The organism is Rhizobium sp. 01N48, assembly GCF_056399145.1.
Genome location: NZ_JBFTQT010000002.1, coordinates 502,145 through 519,913, shown reverse-complemented (window position 1 = coordinate 519,913; position 17,769 = coordinate 502,145). Strand labels below are relative to the sequence as shown.

Here is a 17,769-nt window from a genome sequence, read left to right as displayed (position 1 = left end):
AGCTCTGCCTAGACTGCAACCTTCGCTGCGCCAAAGACCTTGGCGCGACGGACGGTGACGAAACCGCGGTCACCCGCCTTGACGGCACGCTCGGGCTCGACATTGAATTCGAGCTGAGCGCCACTTTCAGTGCTCGCCAGAATGCGGCGACCATCCGGCCGGTCGAGCACACGGTCGACGCTGGCGCCGATGCCGGGACCGTCCCCTGACCAATCGAGATCGGCCGGGCGCGCATAGATCTCGCCGGTGCCATCGGCAATACCGGGTGCCGCGACCGAAGCGCCACCGGTATAGGCGACGCCGGAGCGGATTTCGGCCGGCAACACGTTGGCATCACCCAGGAATTTCATCACGAAGGCCGATTGCGGATCACGGCAGACCTGCTCGGGCGTGCCCTCCTGAACGATCTTGCCGTCCTTCAGGATGACGACGCGGTCTGCAAGATCGAGCGCCTCTTCCTGGTCGTGGGTCACGAAGATGGTGGTGATGCCGAGCTCGTGGTGGATCTCGCGCAGCCAGCGGCGCAGGTCGTGACGCACATTGGCGTCAAGCGCGCCGAACGGCTCGTCCAGAAGCAGCACTTTCGGATCGACCGAGAGCGCACGGGCCAGCGCCACGCGCTGGCGTTGACCGCCCGATATCTGCGCCGGGAACCGGTCGCCCAGCCCCTCAAGCCGCACGAGGCGGAGCAGTTCGGTGACGCGCGCTACGATCGCGGCCTTGTCGCGCTTGACCTTCGACACCTTCATGCCGAAGGCAATGTTTTCGGCGACCGTCATGTGCGGGAAAAGCGCATAGTGCTGGAAGACGAAGCCGACGCCGCGATCGCGCACCGGAATGTCGGTCGCATCCTGATCGCCGAAGAATATCTGGCCGCCATCCGAATATTCGAGGCCGGCGACCATGCGCAGGATCGTGGTCTTGCCGGAACCCGATGGCCCCAGCAACGCGAGAAGTTCGCCGCTGCGAATATCCAGCGAGACGTCGCGCACGGCGCGGAACGTGTCGAAGGTTTTGACGACGTGGTCGAGGCGGATCTTCATGAGTTTTTCTCTGCTGGCTGGGCAACGAGGACAGGACGCGCGGCGGGCTTGGCGCTGCTGGAGCGGCGGCCGGCTCCCTGGCGCTCGAGCGCCACCTTGGCGATGATGGTGAAGATGGCGATAACCGCCAGGATCGAGGCGGCGGCGAAGGCGCCGGTTGCCTGATAATCGTGATAAAGCAGCTCAATGTGCAGCGGCAGCGTATTCGTCTGGCCGCGGATATTGCCCGAGACCACCGAGACGGCGCCGAACTCGCCCATCACGCGCGCATTGCAAAGCACCACACCGTAGAGCATCGCCCATTTGATATTCGGCAGCGTGACCGAGAAGAACGTGCGCCAACCGGACGCGCCGAGTGACGTCGCCGCTTCTTCGAGATCGCGCCCTTGCGCCTGCATCAGCGGTATGAGTTCGCGCGCGACGAATGGCGCGGTCACGAACATCGAGGCGAGCACGATGCCTGGGATCGCGAACAGGATCTTGATGTCATAGGCCTCAAGCGTCGGCCCGAAGATGCCCTGCAGCCCGTAGACGAAGAGATAGGCAACGCCGGCGACGATGGGCGATACGGAGAACGGCACCTCGATCAGCACGAGCAGGAAGCGCTTGCCCCAGAAATCGAATTTGGTGATCGACCATGCGGCCGCGACGCCGAACGCCGTGTTGATGGGCACCGCGATCAGCGCGGTCAGCACCGTCAGCATGATCGCATGCAGCGTATCGGGATGACTGATTGTGGCGCTGTAGACCTGCCAGCCCTTGGCGAAGGCTTCGACGCCGATGATGACGAGCGGCGCCAGGATGAGGAACGCGCCGATGATCAGCACAAGGCTGATCAAGGTGCGCCTGACGATCGGCTGATCGCCGACGCGCGGCGGTTTGCGGCGGGTGGGAATGCTGCTCATGATCAGTTCCTCACCGTGTATCGCAGCGCCCGCGCCTGCATCCAGTTGGTCAGCGCCAGCATGACGAAGGCCGTCAGCAACAGGACGGAGGCGATCGCCGCGGCCGCCTGATAGTCGTACTCCTCGAGCCGGATGAAGACGAGAAGTGCGGTGATCTCCGTCGACATCGGCTGGTTGCCGGCGATGAAGATGATGGCGCCAAATTCGCCGAGCGAGCGGGCGAAGGACAAGGACACGCCGGCGAGCAGCGCCGGCGTCAACAGCGGCAGCATGACCTTGCGGAAGATCGTCCAGTCCGAACCACCCAGCGACTGCGCAGCCTCTTCGTAAGCGGGGTCGAGATCTTCCAGAACCGGCTGCACGGTACGGACGATGAAAGGAAGGCTGGTAAAGCACATGGCGACCATGATGCCGATCGGCGTATAGGCAACCTTGATGCCGATGCCTTCAAGCACGGATCCGAACCAGCCGTTCGCCGCAAACAGCGTTGTCAACGCGATACCGGCCACTGCGGTCGGCAGTGCAAATGGCAGATCGACCATCGCATCGACAAGCCGCCAGCCGGGAAAGCGATAGCGCGTCAGCACCCAGGCAAGCGCGAAGCCGAAAAACAAGTTGAAGATCGTGGCGCCGAGCGCGGAAAACACCGTCACCCGGTAGCTGGCCAGCGCGCGCGAGGATGACACGATGCGCCAGTAGTCCTCTGGCCCAAGGCTTGCGGCCTTGAACACCAGGGCAGCCAGAGGCAAGACGACGATAAGGCCGACATAGAGAAGGGTCACACCCAGCGACAGGCGTAATCCGGGCAGGACATTGCGTCTCAAGCGGTCATTCCCTGTTTCATAAGTCCTGCTCTATAAGCACGATGACGAAAGTGGCCCGGCAGGCAAAGGCCAGCCGGGCCAAGAGATGTGATATCCAGTTAGTGCTTACCGGCTGCCATAAAGCTTGTCGAGAATTCCGCCGGAGGCGAAGTGTTCCTTCTGGATCTTTTCCCAGCCGCCGAAGGTATCGTCGACATTTACGAGACGGATCGCTGGAAACTGATCTTTGAACTCGCCGATCACCTTCTCATCGCGAACGCGATGGCCGAACTGCGCGGCAATCCGCTGGCCTTCCTCGGTGTAGAGGAAGTCGAGATAGGACTTCGCAAGCGTCTCGGTGCCATGCTTGGCGGCGACCTTGTCGACCACAGCGACGGGAAACTCGGCAAGCAGGCTGACGGACGGGATCACGCCCTGAACCTTGTCGGAACCGTACTGCTTCTCGATGCCGCGCGTCTCCGCTTCGAAGGTGATCAAGACATCGCCGGTCTCGCGCTCGACGAAGGTCGTCGTGGAGGCGCGGCCGCCGGTGTCGAAGACCGGCACGTTGTCGAAGATCTTGGTGATGTAGGCTTCGATCTTACCTTCGTCGCCCTTGTAGGCTTCTTTGGCCCAGGCATAGGCGGCGAGATAGGTGTAGCGCGCATTGCCCGATGTCTTCGGGTTCGGGAAGACCGCATGCACGTCGTCACGCGCTAGATCGTCCCAGTCCTTGATGTTCTTCGGGTTGCCGGCGCGCACCAGAAAGGATGGAAAGGAGTAGAATGGCGAAGCGTTGTTCGGGAACGCCTTGGTCCAATCCTTGGAGACGAAACCGTTCTTTGCCAGGAAATCGATGTCCGTCGACTGGTTGAAGGTGACGACGTCGGCTTCCAGCCCCTCAATGATCGAGCGCGCCTGCTTGGAAGTGCCGGCATGCGATTGATCGATGGTCACACCGGGATGCTGCTTGATGAAGGCTTCGTTCTCGGAGGCGAAAAGCTCGCGCGAGACGTCATAGGATGCGTTCAGAAGCTTCGTAGGCTCTTCGGCACGGACCTGAACGGAAAAGAGGGCGGCAAGCGCTGTGCCGAGAATGAGAAGGCGTTTCATCTATCGCTCCGGTGTTTTGTGGTGCGGTGAAACTAATCGCAAGGCGACCTGATCGCGAGGAACCACCGCCCCCGGTTGCGGACCGGCTTAGAAATTCTGTCCTTTTTTTGCCATATTTCGCGTCGGTTTTACTTCATCGACGTTCCGCCCTTCTCGCGACGTTTTCCTAAGCCTCTGCCAATAAAACGCTTTTCGAGTATCGGGCACTTGAGCCTGCCGCATGACGATCGGCGGGAGGTCATGGCTCACCGGCCCAATACATAGCCCTTGCGCTCGGTCAGGCTTTGGCGTATCACCCTGGCATCACAGGGGTGCTCCGTAATGCCGGGGCTGAGATACGGTCGCATGATCGTGGACCCTCAAGCTGATCTGGATAATGCCAGCGGAGCGAGGTAGAGCGATGTTTTCCGGCGCGCAGATTTCACTATATCCCATGACCGACGATTTCGTCGGTGTCATCACCCATGCGCTTTCTGCGCTCGATCCCCATCGTGACAGACTGCGGATCGAGACGGACGACATTTCGACGCTGATCATCGGCACGCCCGACGTCGTCTTCGCCGCCATGCGCGATCTGTTTGCGGCAGCCGCCAGCAGCGGCAAGCATTGCGTCCTGCACGCTACCATTTCGCGCGGCTGCCCCGGCGAGCCTGACGATCCGATCTGCCAGACGCCCGAACTGACCGGCCCCATGGCGCCGCTTGATGAGCGCAAGGCCCGCGCACACCAGGCGGTCAAGGACGCGCCTGTTATCGGCCAGGAAACGGCCGCGCAGTTTTCGCTCTATACGCTCGGGATCGACGGCCACATGGGCGAGATTTACGGCTGCATCGACTTCCTGAAGAATTCCGGTGTCTTCGAGAAATCGAAGAACTTCTGCACGAAGCTGCGCGGCGACACCGGCGCGGTTTTCGCGACCGTGCATGAGGCGCTGGTGCGCTTTGGCCCGCCGGCGGGCCATGTGACGATCGACCTTACCGTCTCGGCAAACAGCCCGTCCAAGCGCTAAGCGCCGACCCAGGCTCGCCCAAACGGTTGCTCCATGTCGATATCACGCCCGCCTTCACGGCAGGTCTTTCACGGCCTGCAACACAACATCCGCTCCGCTCTGAGCCGGGCCCTGCCGGCAATCGCGGCCGTCTGCCTTTTGGTGGCAGCTTGGGAGGCCTATGTCCGCCTGTCAGGCATCTCGCCCACGACCTTGCCCGCGCCGTCCCGCGTGCTTGCGCAGACCTTCCAGTCCCGGCAGGCCCTGTTCGACAATACGCTCCCGACATTGAGGGCCACGCTTGCCGGTTTCGGCTGCTCGCTTGCGGGCGCCTTCACCCTGTCGGTGCTGATCGACTTCTGCAAGTCCCTGCGTCGCGCACTGTTTCCGCTCTTCATCATCAGCCAGACGCTGCCGCTGGTCGCCATCGCGCCGTTGATCGTTCTGTGGTTCGGCTTCGGCCTGATGCCGAAGATCCTGCTGGTCGCGCTCGTTACCTTCTTCCCGATTCTGGTGGCGCTTTGCCAGGGCTATCAATCGACCGAGGACGAGCTGCAGCAACTGGTTGCCTCGATGGGCGCGCCGCGCTGGAAGCAGTTCCTGCTTACCCGCCTGCCATCCGCCCTGCCCTTTTTCTTCGCTGGGCTGCGTATATCCATCACCTACGCCGTCGTCGGCGCGATCTTCGCGGAATACGCGGGTGCTGCCAAAGGGCTCGGCATCTACATGCTGAACGCCAAGAACAATTTCCGACCCGACCTGGTACTGGCCGCAGTGTTCGTCAGCGCCGCGCTGACCCTCACGCTGTTTTCCCTCACCGTCATCGCCGAACACCTAGCCATGCCATGGGCGAGACGCGGAAAGGGAAGCGGCCGATGACCGTGCTGCGCTTGGAACTCGATCACATCACCTGCCGCTACGACGAAACCCCAGTGCTGTCGGACATCTCTCTGACAGTCAAACCCGGCGAATTCGTCTCCATTCTCGGGCCCTCGGGCTCTGGAAAATCCACGCTGTTCAAGCTGCTCACCGGCGCTCGCAAACCCGATGGCGGCAGCATGCGCTTCGAAGGCCATATGCTAAACGGAACAATCCGCCCCTTTGCCTTCATGCCACAGCGCGACGCTCTGATGCCGTGGCGACGCATAGTCGACAACACCACGCTCGGTCTCGAGGTTAAAGGCATACACCGCGCCGAGGCGCGCCGGCGGGTGCTGCCGCTGTTTTCCGAGTTCGGCCTCGACGGCTTCGAGCAACATTATCCGGCGGAATTGTCCGGCGGCATGCGGCAGCGCGCGGCACTGCTGCGCACCGTGGTCCAGGACAAGCCGATGCTGTTGCTCGACGAACCATTCGGCGCGCTCGACGCATTGACACGCGCGGGCATGCAGCGCTGGCTGGAAGAGATGTGGTCGCAGTATGACTGGACCGCGATGCTCGTCACCCATGATGTGCGCGAAGCGGTCTATCTCTCCGACCGCATCTATATCTTTTCGCCCCGCCCGGCCCGCGTTATCCGCGAGATCACCATCGATCTCCCACGCCCGCGCATACTAGACGGCGCGGCGCGTGCGCGCGCGACCGAGATCGAGGCCGACATTCTCAACACGCTCTTCAATGCCCCGAACGACGCCACAAGGACCAACTTGGAGGAACCACGATGAAAAACGCGATGCTGACCCGCCGCGCAGCCTTGGCTTCGGCCGCAGGGCTTGCTCTGACGCTGCCAATATCGCCGCTTCTGTCGAAGCCGGCCCGCAGCGAGGAGAAGCGCCCTGTCAAGGTCGCCCTGGACTGGACGCCGAATACCAACCACATCGGCCTCTTCGTGGCCCGCGACAAGGGATTTTACCGCGATGCGGGCCTCGACGTGGAGATCCTGCCCTACACGGACACTTCGGCAGGTACGCTCGTCGCCAACCATGTCGCTGATTTCGGAATTGTCGGCACCATTGGCCTCATGGCCCAGCGCACGGCAGACGCCGATCTGGTGGCGACCTACGCCGTCGTCCAGACAGAGACCGGACGTCTCGTCTTCAATGCCGATCGCGACGACATTCGCAGCCCCAAAGATCTAGACGGCAAGACCTATGGCGGCTTCGGCAGCGCCTGGGAGAACGCGCTGATCGGCTCGCTCATCCGCCATGACGGCGGCAAGGGCGAATTCGAGACCGTGACGCTCGGCACCTCCGCCTATCAGGCGCTCGCCAACGGCAGCGTCGATTTCACGCTTGAGGTTTACACCTGGGAGGGCGTGCAGGCGGAACTCGAGGGGATGAAGCAACGCGCCTTTCGCTACTCCGATTATGGCGTTCCGGACGAGCACACGACGCTACTTGCCTCCAGCCAGGCATTTCTAGACGAGAAGCCGGACCTCGCCCGCGTCTTCCTGGGGGCGACGCGCAAGGGCTTCGAGTTCGCGGTGGATCATCCCGACGACGCGGTCGAGCTCATGATCGCGGCCAATAGCGACGCACTGACCAATCCCGCGTTGGTCAAGGCCTCGTTGAAGGCGCTGATCGACGGACACTACTTCCGCACACCGGATGGCATCACCGGCCGCATCGATCCGGCCAAGATGACGGCGATCGGCGACTATCTCTTCAAGTCGAAAATACTGAAGGATGCCAATGGCAAGACACTTACAGCAGCGCCGGATTTCGCGCCGTACTTCAGCAATATCCCGCTCGACGCTGCTTGAGTTAGAAATCGACCGAAAAGTCGTCGCGGAATCTCGCGGCAGAACCTTCACTGTATGAAAAGAGGCGGCGTTTCCGGAACGTCGCCTCTTTCCATTTCACTTGCCAGCGAGGCAAGCCAGGCTTCGTCGAGAGGAAAAGTGCTCGCACTCCCGACTTAAACTTGACTCCAATGATCAAGATAAGTAAGCAATGCTGACGTAATCGAAGGTCAGCCATCGGCGGCCGTTACGCGGGTCCATTTCGACGATGACAGCACGCGCCTACAGCAAAGTGACGGTCCTCACGGCAGCGATTGCGCAGCCGGCCGCCACGCGTGCGTCCACGCATACCGCCAATAAAAAACGCCTTTAAATCGCCAGCGGAGGAGCGTGCCAGGTCACCTGCGGCTCCGCCTGCGGGACTGAAACGACACGCGCCAAGGCGCGACCAAGGGAGACGGGCAGATGAGCGCACAAGACAGGGTCACGGGCCTTTACGACATCAGCGAAGACAAGAGCAGCTGTGGTGTCGGCTTCATTACCCGCAAGGACGGCGTTCAGACCCACGACGTGCTGAAGAGGGGGCACGAGGCGCTCTGTGCCGTCCCTCATCGCGGCGGCATGTCGGCGGAGGGCGTCGGCGATGGCGCCGGCATCTCGGTCGATCTCTCCCTCTCCTTCTTCCGCGGCCTCACCGGCAAGCCTGATCTCGCGACCGGTCGCTTCGGCGTCGGCAATTTCTTCCTGCCGAACAACCCAGGTGAGCACCAGCGCGCGGCCGATATCATCGAGGCGGCGCTCGCCGATGAGGGCTTGCCCGTGCTTCTCGTGCGAGACGTGCCTGTCGACAATGACGCGATCCGCCCGATCGCCATGCGCTACCAGCTGCCGATCCGCCAATGGGTGTTCGCAGCTCCTAAGACCGCGAAGACGCCGGCCGAATTCGACTGGCGCATCCACAAGGCACTGCTTGCCATCGAAGCCATTGCCTATACCGATCCAGCCTTGGCCGGCTTCTATCCGCTGTCGCTCAGCGCCCGCACCCAGGTCTTCAAGGGCCGGTTGAACTCGAACGAAGTTCTGCCCTACTTCCGCGACCTCGTGGATCCCGCACACCAAATCCATACCATGTATTTCCACACGCGCTTTTCCACCAACACCGACCCGCACCCCTCCATGGCCCAGCCCTTCCGGCTGATGGCGCATAATGGCGAACTGAACACCGACAAGAAGAATCGCCTCTCCGAGGCCGCGATCGCGCTTGCCCGCAATTCCGCGATCATCCGCCCGAAAGGCCAGTCCGACAGCTGCCGTCTCGACCAGACCCTGCAGAGCCGCGTCATGGAAGATGGCCTCGATCTCGTCACCGCCGTCGTCTCGATGATGCCGCCGGCCTGGGAGAACGACGAGACGCTGTCTAAGGACGTCAGGGCAATGTTCGAGTATTTCTCGCTATACGAGGAGAAGAACGACGGCCCGGCCGCGCTGATCTTCGGCAACGGCACGATCGTCGGCGCCAGGCTTGACCGTCTCGGCCTGCGGCCGCTGCGCACCGTCGAGACCTCCGACTATCTCTGCGTGATGTCTGAAGCAGGCCAGATCGCCTTTCCGCCTGAGACCGTCCTCCGGCGCGGCCGGATCGAGGCCGGCGGCATGCTCTACTTCGACCACGCGGCCGGCCGATCCTTCTCGACATCAGAAGCGCTCGATATGCTCGCCGCACAGCGCGACTACAAAACGCTTCTCACCGAGGCCCGCATCCGCCTTGAGGACCTGACCGAAATACCGGCCGACCAGCAGGGATCCCCGCTCCGCTATAATGGCGATCTTGAGCGTCATCAGCGCTACGTCGCCTATTCGCACAATCAGGAAAGCTTCAAGTTCCTGATGGATCCGATGCTGGCGACGGGCGCCGAGAAGATCTCGGCAATGGGCTACGGCAATGCGATCAACGCCCTTTCAGACCAGGAAGGCGGCGTTGCCAAGTATTTCTCGCAGCGTTTCGCCCAGGTGACAAACCCGCCGCTCGACAGCATTCGCGAAGCCGACGGCATGACATTGCGCGTCGCGCTCGGCGCCAAGCCGAACACCGGCGCCAAGGCCGCCCGACAGATCGTCGTGCGCTCGCCGATCCTCACCCATCTCGACATGCTGAAGATCCGCGAGCAGAGCGAGACGCCGCTGCGTCGCTTCGAGATGCTATACACGCCCGTTGCCGGCGATGCCAAGGCCAACGAGCAGGCGCTGGAGGACGCGATCTCCAGGTTGTGCGACGCGGTGGAGGCCTTCGCGGCCGAAGAGGGCGGCATCGCCGTCGTCACCGATCGCCATGTGGCGCGCGACCGCGCGGCCCTGCCGATGATCATCGTCATCTCCGCGCTTAACCAGCGCCTGATCGAGACCGGCCTTCGCCTACGGGTCTCTATCATCGCAGAGAGCGGCCAGATCTCCTCGTCTCATCATATTGCCGCTGCGCTTGGCTTCGGTGCGTCCGCCGTTTATCCGCTCGGCGTTCAGTTCCGGGCCGAGGAGAAGTTCGGCGCCGACGCCGACAAAGCGTTCAAGCGCTTCGCCAAGGCGGCGGAAAAGTCGCTGATGAAGACGATGGGCAAGGTTGGTCTTTGCACGGCCGAAAGCTACATCGCCGGTGAATTCTTCGAGCCCAACTTCCTCGACACCAACGATCCCGTGCTGCGCCGCTATTTCCCGAATGTGAAGACCCCTGTTGGTGGCGTGAACTTCACCGTCATCGCTCAGGCGGTGTGCGACTGGCACATGCGGGCGCTCACAGTCACCGGTGAAAACGCTATCCCGCTGCTCGGTCTCTTCAAGGAGCGCGCCGAGGGCGCCGGTCACTCCTACGGCACGACCGCGGTGCGTGGGTTCGTCGACATGACCGAGGAGAAGATTGATTTCGAGCGGATGGCCAGCGACACCGACCAGTCCGAATTCTTTCGGCTCCTGCCGCTCAACCGGCTGGAAGATGCCTTCGGCCTCAACGATGCCGCCTATTACAGCACCAGCTTCGAAAAGCTGACACCCGAGGCGATCGACCGCTTCGAGATCACGCCCGGCTACCGCGCCTTCGCCCGCATGATGATGGAAGAGCGCATGAGGCGCCCAGCGGCATTGCGAGATGTGCTGGATCTGCCCGCCGATGTCAGCTTTTGCAGCAATGCCGAGGATTTCAGGCGCGAGATGGGCCGATTTTCCCGCATTGGGAACAACGCCTTCATGGTGCGCGGCCTTGCCTGCGAAAGGACCGGTAACGACGAGTTCCGGCTGCGGTTGACGGCCTCCAATGGCGGCCAGCTGACGCTGCTTTCTGCGCTTGCACAATCGCTGGTGAAGCGCTTCGAAAGCGACATCGTCGGCCACTGGCTGGAAGCAGGCGCTCTTGCCGTGCAGGCGAAGGGCGAGGCCCGCGACTATCTCTCGCTGCTGCGCACCGCGCCCGCGAGCATCCCACTTTCCGAGGTTCAAAACGCAAGCGAGATCACGCCGCTGCTCGCCTCCGGCGCCATGAGCCACGGCGCGCTTGTCGCTGCTGCCCATGAAGCGGTCGCCCACGGCACCAACATGGCCGGCGGCATGTCAAACTCCGGCGAAGGCGGTGAGCATCTGTCGCGCTACGGCACGATCCGCGCGTCCAAGATCAAGCAGTTCGCCTCAGGGCGCTTCGGCATATGGGCGGGTTATCTCGCCGATCCGATGCTGGAGGAGATCGAGATCAAGATCGGCCAGGGGGCCAAGCCCGGCGAAGGCGGCCAGCTGCCCTCGCCCAAGGTGACCGTTGAGATCGCGGCCGCCCGTGGCGGCACGCCCGGCGTCGAGCTCGTCTCGCCTCCCCCTCATCACGACACCTATTCGATCGAGGATCTGGCGCAACTCATCCATGATGCGAAGGCGGCGCGCGTGCGTGTTGTCGTCAAGCTCGTCTCGTCGGAAGGGATCGGCACGATCGCCGTCGGCGTCGCCAAGGCAGGCGCCGACGTCATCAATGTCGCCGGCAATACCGGCGGCACGGGTGCCGCTGCCGTCACCAGCCTGAAATACACCGGACGCGCCGCCGAGATCGGCATCGCCGAGGTTCACCAGGCGCTTTGCGCCAATGGCTTGCGCGAAAAGGTCACGCTGCGTTGCTCGGGCGCGCACCAGACGGCCAGCGACGTCATCAAGTCTGCTTTGCTTGGAGGCGACAGCTTCGAGTTCGGCACCACCGCGCTGATGATGCTGAAGTGCGTCATGGCGAAGAACTGCAACATCAAGTGCCCGGCCGGGCTGACCACCAACCAGGAGGTCTTCAACGGCGATCCGAGGGCGCTTGCGCAGTATCTGCTCAACATCGCCCACGAGACCCGCGAGCTCCTGGCATCGCTCGGCCTGCCGTCGCTGCGCCAGGCGCGCGGGCGTTCCGACCTCCTTCATCTCCTCGATCACCCCTCGAGCGTCGGGCAGCTTGACCTCCGCGCGATGCTTTGCGTGGTCGAGGAGGTGAAGATTACCGACCCCGTCTATATGGAGAAGGACTACGCCGTCGATGATGGCTTCCTCGAGCTCGTGCAGTCGGCGTTTATCGAAAACGGCAAGGCGACCGTCGAACTCGGCGGCAACCGCTTCCTCAACAACTGCAACAAAAGCGTCGGCGGGCAGCTGGCGGTCGATATCGAGCGGATGCTGAACTACGAGATCGATGCCGCCACGGCAGCCACCCTGCCGGCCGTTCGCCGGGACGAGCGCGGCCGCCGCTTCCTCGAGCCCGGATCGGTCAATATCGCGACCTCGGGTTCAGCCGGACAATCCTACGGCGCGTTCTGCAATGACGGCATGGTGCTCACCCATACCGGCACCTGCAATGACGGCGTTGGCAAGAGTGCCTGCGGTGGCACCATCGTCGTCAAGTCGCCGGGCGGCGGCTCCGACGAGGCGGGCGGCAACGTGTTGATCGGCAACTTCGCGCTCTTCGGCGCCACCGGCGGCCGCACCTTCGTGGAAGGCCAGGCCGGGGACCGTTATGCCGTCCGCAATTCCGGCGCGACATCAGTTGTCGAGGGCGTCGGCGACTTCTGCTGCGAATACATGACGAATGGCGCGGTTCTCAACCTCGGAAGCTTCGGCAAGGGCTTCGGCAATGGCATGAGCGGCGGCTTCGTCTATCAGTACGACCCCTATGGCGATCTGCCGAAGAAGGTCAGTCACGACTCGATCCTGCTCGGCTCGATCTCCGACAAAGGCGATGAAGCGGCAATCCATAGCCAAGCCGTGCACATGCTGCTCACCTGGCACCTGACTGCGACCGGCTCGTCCAAGGCGCGCTGGCTCTTGGAGAACTGGGAGAGCGAACACCACAATTTCGTCTATGGCATGCCGCGGGCGCTGCTGTTGTACCAGGATAGCGACGCGATCCTGAAGGCAAAGGCACGCAAGGAGCTGACCGAGGAACTGGCCTCGGCGCTGGCTGCCCATCAGGTCCGCAAGTTCAAGCTGGCCTACCGCGACCGCAAGCCGGTGCTCAACGGCCGGGTGCCCGGCTACGGGGAGACTGACACCGACGAAATGTTCGCGCTTCTCAACAATTACACCGTGCTTTCCATGGCACAGGGGCTGGCGATGGCGCGTGTGCCCAACGCACTCGGACCATCCGAGCCGGCCGTGGAAAAGGCTGTGCGAAACCTCATCCTGACGGAGGATTTCGCGCTGATGAGCAAGCTGATGCGGCACGCACGCGACGCGATCGATAGCCACAGCGACGAGCAGCTGGCGGTGATGATCGCCGCCAAGCGGCTCGCCGACTACAAGGAGGCGCTGGCGCGCCGCAACATCCTGTCGATGGATAGCCCCGGCACCTACGGCTGGATCATCCACCAGCATGCCCGCAACATCGGAAGGATCGGGCGCCTGCCGAGCTTCGAGGAGCTGTTCGCCAAGCGCGCCGTCTCCGACCTGACGACATCTGCCAGAACCAGCCGAGTGTGACGATGAAAGTGCCCTATATCCCCGCAGACGCCCCCTTCAATGGCGACCAGCGCGCCTGGCTTTCCGGCTTCCTGGCTGGCCTCCACTCTCGCCTGGCAATGGATGGTGACGGCAGCAACGCCGTAGCGACAGCGCCGCAGCAGCAGGCATCAAGCCCACTGCATATCCTCTATGGCACGCAGACCGGAAATGCCGAGGGTGTGGCCATGGATACCGCCGCGGCTGCCCGGGCCGCCGGGATGCAGCCGGTGGTCGAGGCGCTCGACGATATCGACATGGCTCGCTTCGCAACGATGAAGCGGGTTATTGTGGTTGTATCCACCTATGGCGAAGGCGAGATGCCTGATAATGCCCAACTCTTCTGGGAGGCGCTTTCGGCCGACAGCGCTCCCAGGCTTGAAGCCATGAACTTCGGCGTGCTGGCGCTCGGCGACACCGGCTATGATGGCTTCTGCCAGGCGGGAAAGCTGATCGACACCCGGCTGGAGCAGCTCGGCGCCCGCCGGATGGCGGACCGCCTGGATTGCGACGTGGATTACGAGGATGCCGCATCGGCCTGGGTCGGCGAGACCCTGCCGGTCGCAGCAGCGATCGACGGCGGAGCCGCAGAGCCGGCGGAACTGGCCGAAGCGACGGCCCTGCCTGTCCGCGAGAAGTCGCAATGGAACAGGAAGTCGCCCTATCCCGCGACCCTTGCCGTCAACCGGTTGCTTTCGGGCGCCCGATCCGCAAAGGAGATCCGGCATTTCGAGTTCGATCTTGGCGATAGCGGATTGGTTTACGAAGCTGGCGATGCGCTGGGCGTCATGCCAGTAAACAATCCGGCCCTTGTTTCGGCCATTCTGGAGCGCTTGGGTGCCGACGCGGAAGCGGCCGTTTCCGGCCTCGCCCAGCCCCTGGGCCGAGAGTTGACGACCAGCTTCGAGATTTCCACGCCTTCGCGCGAGCTGATCGCGGAGATCGAAAGGCGCGCCAGCCACGAAGAGCTCAGCCATATTCTGCGCCATGGGGACAGGCAAGCGCTGGAGAACTGGCTGTGGGGCAAGGACAGTCTCGACCTCCTGCAATTGCTCCCCGAGAACGCGATGAGCGCCGCCGATTTCGTCGGTCTGCTGAAGCCGCTGCAGCACCGCGCCTACTCGATCTCCTCGAGCCCGCTTGCTGCCGAGGGGCGCGTGCACCTGACCGTTGCCAGCGTGCGCTACACCACCAACGGCCGCGAGCATGGCGGGGTCTGCTCGACCTATCTGGCGGATCGAACAGAAGGCGATCTGGCCGGCATCTTCGTGTCGCAGAACAAGGCATTCCGCGTTCCCTCGGATGATTCTACCCCTGTTATCATGGTCGGCCCCGGCACTGGCATCGCGCCGTTCCGGGCCTTCCTGCAGGAGCGGCTGGCGTGCGGCGCGACGGGTCGGAACTGGCTATTCTTCGGCGACCAACACCGGGCGGACGATTTCATCTACGAAGAGGAGCTTGCTGCGATGAGCAGCGCCGGGCTGCTGACGCGGCTCGATCTGGCCTTTTCCCGCGACCAGCAGGAAAAGATCTACGTGCAGACCCGCATGCGCGAGAACGGCAAGGCGCTCTACGCGTGGCTGGAAGAGGGCGGGCACTTCTATGTTTGCGGCGATGCAACCAGAATGGCGCGCGACGTGGATCACGCCCTGCACGACATCATTGCCGTCCACGGCGGCCATTCCGCTGATGCCGCGACGACCTACGTCAACGAATTGAAGCGACAGAAGCGATACGTTCGCGACGTCTACTAGGGCCGGGACCGACTGGGCCCGTCACAATCCGAACATGCCATAGAGCGGTCGAAAACATCGGCCGCTCGAACGCGTTAATCAACACGGACCAAGTGCCGGGTAGGAAAACGTGAGCGTTCGTGCTCTCTTGGCACGGCGCGGTGTCATTTCGGCACGCTACTGGCTATAGTTTATTGGATATTAAGAACGTTGAACGAGACTCGCCTAGCCGTGACAGCGAAGCATGTAAATCGATGCAGGCAAGAATCGCTTGCATGAATGGCATGGCGGAAAACATGGAACATGAAGGTTTCGATTTACCGTTCCTCCTCAAGGAGATTGATATCCTTGCGGATGAACTCAGCAAGCTGCCCCCTTCGATGGACAGGACAGCGCTGGAACTTAGGCTGGCACAGATGCGCCAGATCGTTGAACTGCGACACAAGCGCCGCAGCATGAAGAACCTCGATCCCAACTGACGGCTCGACTGTTATCATGTGGTACACTCGCCTGCCGTGGATGTGGCAAGCGAATGCCCCGCTACCTACTCGTGACATGAGCGCGCTGTCGCCCGTATTGAGGATTGTGCTTCGAAATCCCCGGCAAAGAGGCTAATAAGCGCGCAAACCAACGAGAGGAATTGGCCATGGAACCGGAAACCGTAACGATCGACAACCGCAACGACTTCTCGCTTTGGGCGATCGAGCACGCCAAGCTGATTGTCAGCGAACAGGGAACGGCGCTCGCGCTTGCGGCGCGAGACATGGGTGACACGGAGATCGGCCAGGCTGGCAACGCGCTCGGCCAAGCGATTGCCGACGCTATGCTGGAAGTTTTCGATGGGCTGATGAACGGCGTTGCCGAGGAATAGCAGGCCCGCAGTTGTTCTGCTGACCTGAAAATGTGCAAGAATGAGCACTCGATATTCTTTGGGAACTTTTCTGCAGCTGGGGGGTTTTATCTGCGCAACGTATTGAAATCCGCGTTGCTGGATCAGCAAGCCCAATGCAGTCCAACCAAAAAGCCCGGTGCAGCCCCTCGCACCGGGTTTTTCACGTCCGCAGTCAACTGCACCACGTGCACCCACGCTTGATGCATTAAGAACATGCTATATATTAAGAGCGCGCTGGCAGCCCCACACGGGCTGTCGCCAATAAAATGCGCTTCGAGGGGTAGAAAGCGTTGGACACGAGACCATGGACGATCCCTGTTTTGGTCGCCTGCCGTCGTACCGGCGCCGTTTACACGGTCACCAGTACTCGTGAGGCGCTCAAAATGCTTTTTACCGCCTGGCCGGTCGCAGAGGGCAAGGCCTACTTTTCCGCCCTGGAAGTGTGCGACGGCGTCGCGATCGGCAAGGCATCGCCGGAAGATGCGCGCCTCGCCTTTATCGCCGCGGCCGATGAGGCCAAGGTGCCTTATGACGTGGTACCCGCCGCACCGGTCCCGCTATAACCGCTTCAGCGCGCTCACTCCTCGACGCCTTCCTCGAACGTGTAGGACGCGCACATTTCGTCGGAGCTTTTCGGCGCATGATGACCGGTAAACACCGCGATAGCGGCCAAGCCATCTCCGGCGGACCAATCCACGACATAGGTGACCGGCCCGGATCCACAGAGACGATTACCGTTCAGTAACTCGGGGTCGGAAGGATCGGCCACTCGATAGACCGAAGCCGGTACACGCTCGCCATCGACGATGAAGTGATCGGCGACCAGATTGGAGAACGACAGCTCGTCACCCGTTTCAAAGGTGATGCTGAAGTCGTCCATCGAGATGTCGCCGGTGACCGACATGGCCGTGTTGCTGACGGCCTTGTACGCGTCGGCCCATGACGGGCTCGCGGCCGACAGCATGGAAAAAATAAGACAGGATTTGAAGAAGCGCACGGTGACCTCGGGAGCAAAGGCAGGCACGGTAGAGCCGTGCCCGCGCGATATTACTCGGCTGCTGGTTTCAGGGAGCTGATGATCGCCTGGAGTTCAGGCCCATGTGCCTCCTGTGTCCCCTGCGATCCCCAATAGGTGATGACGAGCAGCTTGCCTGGTTTCGGTGAGAGCAGCGAGAGGCCGATATTGACGGCGCCGTCATTGTCGGTGCCGGTCCAGTCGAAGTTGGTCATGTCCATGCCGTTGATCGGCTCGTCGGACTTCTTCTGTGTCGAGCCGTCAACCTTCACGCCGTTCTTTTCAAGAAAGGCGATGGCGTCGTCGATGACCTTGTCCGTGCTCTTCTCGTCAGCGACGTCGATCGAGAGATAGATGGCCGAGTCATCGGACGTCGCCTGGATGCCGGTTTCGGTTTCCTCGGGTTCCCAGCTGTCGGGAATGGCGATTTGCGCGATGGGCGCGTCGCTCGGGAATGCAAGCGTCTTGGCCTGACTGATGCCGGGTATGAGGGCGGCAAGAAGCGCCCCGACGATAATCGTCTTCATGTAAGGTCCCTGGGGGTTAGAGAACATGTGTGCGGGTGCATATTAGCGTTGCGACGTTAAGAAGATCCGCACGCAG

Annotated in this window: 15 protein-coding genes; 9 read left to right on the top strand and 6 right to left on the bottom strand. The window is 62.1% G+C overall.

Annotated features, from left to right (window positions below):
• Positions 1 to 8 precede the first annotated feature (8 nt).
• The 4 genes from AC1DOG_RS06010 to cysP all read right to left on the bottom strand — a co-directional run bounded on the left by AC1DOG_RS06010 (position 9) and on the right by cysP (position 3,864).
• On the bottom strand, positions 9 to 1,043 hold the full coding sequence (locus AC1DOG_RS06010) for a sulfate/molybdate ABC transporter ATP-binding protein (RefSeq protein ID WP_112943249.1): 1,035 nt from the start codon (positions 1,041 to 1,043) through the stop codon (positions 9 to 11).
• Positions 1,040 to 1,948 carry a sulfate ABC transporter permease subunit CysW gene (cysW, locus tag AC1DOG_RS06005; RefSeq protein ID WP_047504281.1) on the bottom strand — a complete coding sequence of 303 codons (909 nt, stop codon included), beginning with the start codon at positions 1,946 to 1,948 and terminating at the stop codon, positions 1,040 to 1,042. The genes AC1DOG_RS06010 and cysW overlap by 4 nt, the downstream gene beginning before the upstream one ends.
• Positions 1,949 to 1,950: 2 nt before the next feature.
• Positions 1,951 to 2,772, bottom strand: coding sequence for a sulfate ABC transporter permease subunit CysT (gene cysT / locus AC1DOG_RS06000; protein ID WP_112943251.1), 822 nt, complete (start codon positions 2,770 to 2,772; stop codon positions 1,951 to 1,953).
• A 105-nt stretch (positions 2,773 to 2,877) separates the two neighbouring features.
• Positions 2,878 to 3,864, bottom strand: coding sequence for a thiosulfate ABC transporter substrate-binding protein CysP (cysP, locus tag AC1DOG_RS05995; protein ID WP_112943252.1), 987 nt, complete (start codon positions 3,862 to 3,864; stop codon positions 2,878 to 2,880).
• Positions 3,865 to 4,264: 400 nt separating this feature from the next.
• Between cysP and AC1DOG_RS05990 the strand changes: the two genes are divergently transcribed.
• The 9 genes from AC1DOG_RS05990 (at position 4,265) to AC1DOG_RS05950 (ending at position 16,714) form a co-directional block, all read left to right on the top strand.
• Positions 4,265 to 4,873: a YkoF family thiamine/hydroxymethylpyrimidine-binding protein gene (locus tag AC1DOG_RS05990; protein ID WP_112943253.1), complete on the top strand. Its 609-nt coding sequence runs from the start codon at positions 4,265 to 4,267 to the stop codon at positions 4,871 to 4,873.
• A 33-nt stretch (positions 4,874 to 4,906) separates the two neighbouring features.
• On the top strand, positions 4,907 to 5,731 hold the full coding sequence (locus AC1DOG_RS05985; protein ID WP_112943254.1) for an ABC transporter permease: 825 nt from the start codon (positions 4,907 to 4,909) through the stop codon (positions 5,729 to 5,731).
• On the top strand, positions 5,728 to 6,516 hold the full coding sequence (locus tag AC1DOG_RS05980) for an ABC transporter ATP-binding protein (RefSeq protein WP_477927056.1): 789 nt from the start codon (positions 5,728 to 5,730) through the stop codon (positions 6,514 to 6,516). Before AC1DOG_RS05985 ends, AC1DOG_RS05980 begins: the two co-directional genes overlap by 4 nt.
• Entirely contained in the window at positions 6,513 to 7,553 is a 1,041-nt protein-coding gene (locus tag AC1DOG_RS05975) for an ABC transporter substrate-binding protein (protein ID WP_112943256.1), read from the top strand. The genes AC1DOG_RS05980 and AC1DOG_RS05975 overlap by 4 nt, the downstream gene beginning before the upstream one ends.
• A gap of 444 nt (positions 7,554 to 7,997) precedes the next feature.
• Positions 7,998 to 13,508: a glutamate synthase-related protein gene (locus AC1DOG_RS05970; protein WP_112943258.1), complete on the top strand. Its 5,511-nt coding sequence runs from the start codon at positions 7,998 to 8,000 to the stop codon at positions 13,506 to 13,508.
• A 2-nt stretch (positions 13,509 to 13,510) separates the two neighbouring features.
• Entirely contained in the window at positions 13,511 to 15,280 is a 1,770-nt protein-coding gene (locus tag AC1DOG_RS05965) for a sulfite reductase subunit alpha (RefSeq protein WP_477927055.1), read from the top strand.
• A 254-nt stretch (positions 15,281 to 15,534) separates the two neighbouring features.
• Positions 15,535 to 15,738, top strand: a complete 204-nt coding sequence (locus AC1DOG_RS05960) for a hypothetical protein (RefSeq protein WP_112819834.1) — start codon at positions 15,535 to 15,537, stop codon at positions 15,736 to 15,738.
• 167 nt (positions 15,739 to 15,905) lie between these two features.
• Complete coding sequence (locus AC1DOG_RS05955) at positions 15,906 to 16,130, top strand: hypothetical protein (protein ID WP_477927054.1); 225 nt, start codon at positions 15,906 to 15,908, stop codon at positions 16,128 to 16,130.
• 311 nt (positions 16,131 to 16,441) lie between these two features.
• Entirely contained in the window at positions 16,442 to 16,714 is a 273-nt protein-coding gene (locus tag AC1DOG_RS05950) for a DUF982 domain-containing protein (protein WP_112943261.1), read from the top strand.
• A 14-nt stretch (positions 16,715 to 16,728) separates the two neighbouring features.
• On the opposite strand, the gene AC1DOG_RS05945 is transcribed toward AC1DOG_RS05950, so the two are convergent.
• Both AC1DOG_RS05945 and AC1DOG_RS05940 read right to left on the bottom strand, forming a co-directional pair.
• Entirely contained in the window at positions 16,729 to 17,148 is a 420-nt protein-coding gene (locus AC1DOG_RS05945) for a hypothetical protein (protein ID WP_289727708.1), read from the bottom strand.
• Positions 17,149 to 17,198: 50 nt separating this feature from the next.
• Positions 17,199 to 17,693 (bottom strand): histidine kinase, encoded by a 495-nt coding sequence (locus AC1DOG_RS05940; protein ID WP_112819842.1) that lies wholly within the window; start codon positions 17,691 to 17,693, stop codon positions 17,199 to 17,201.
• Between the last annotated feature and the right edge of the window lie 76 nt (positions 17,694 to 17,769).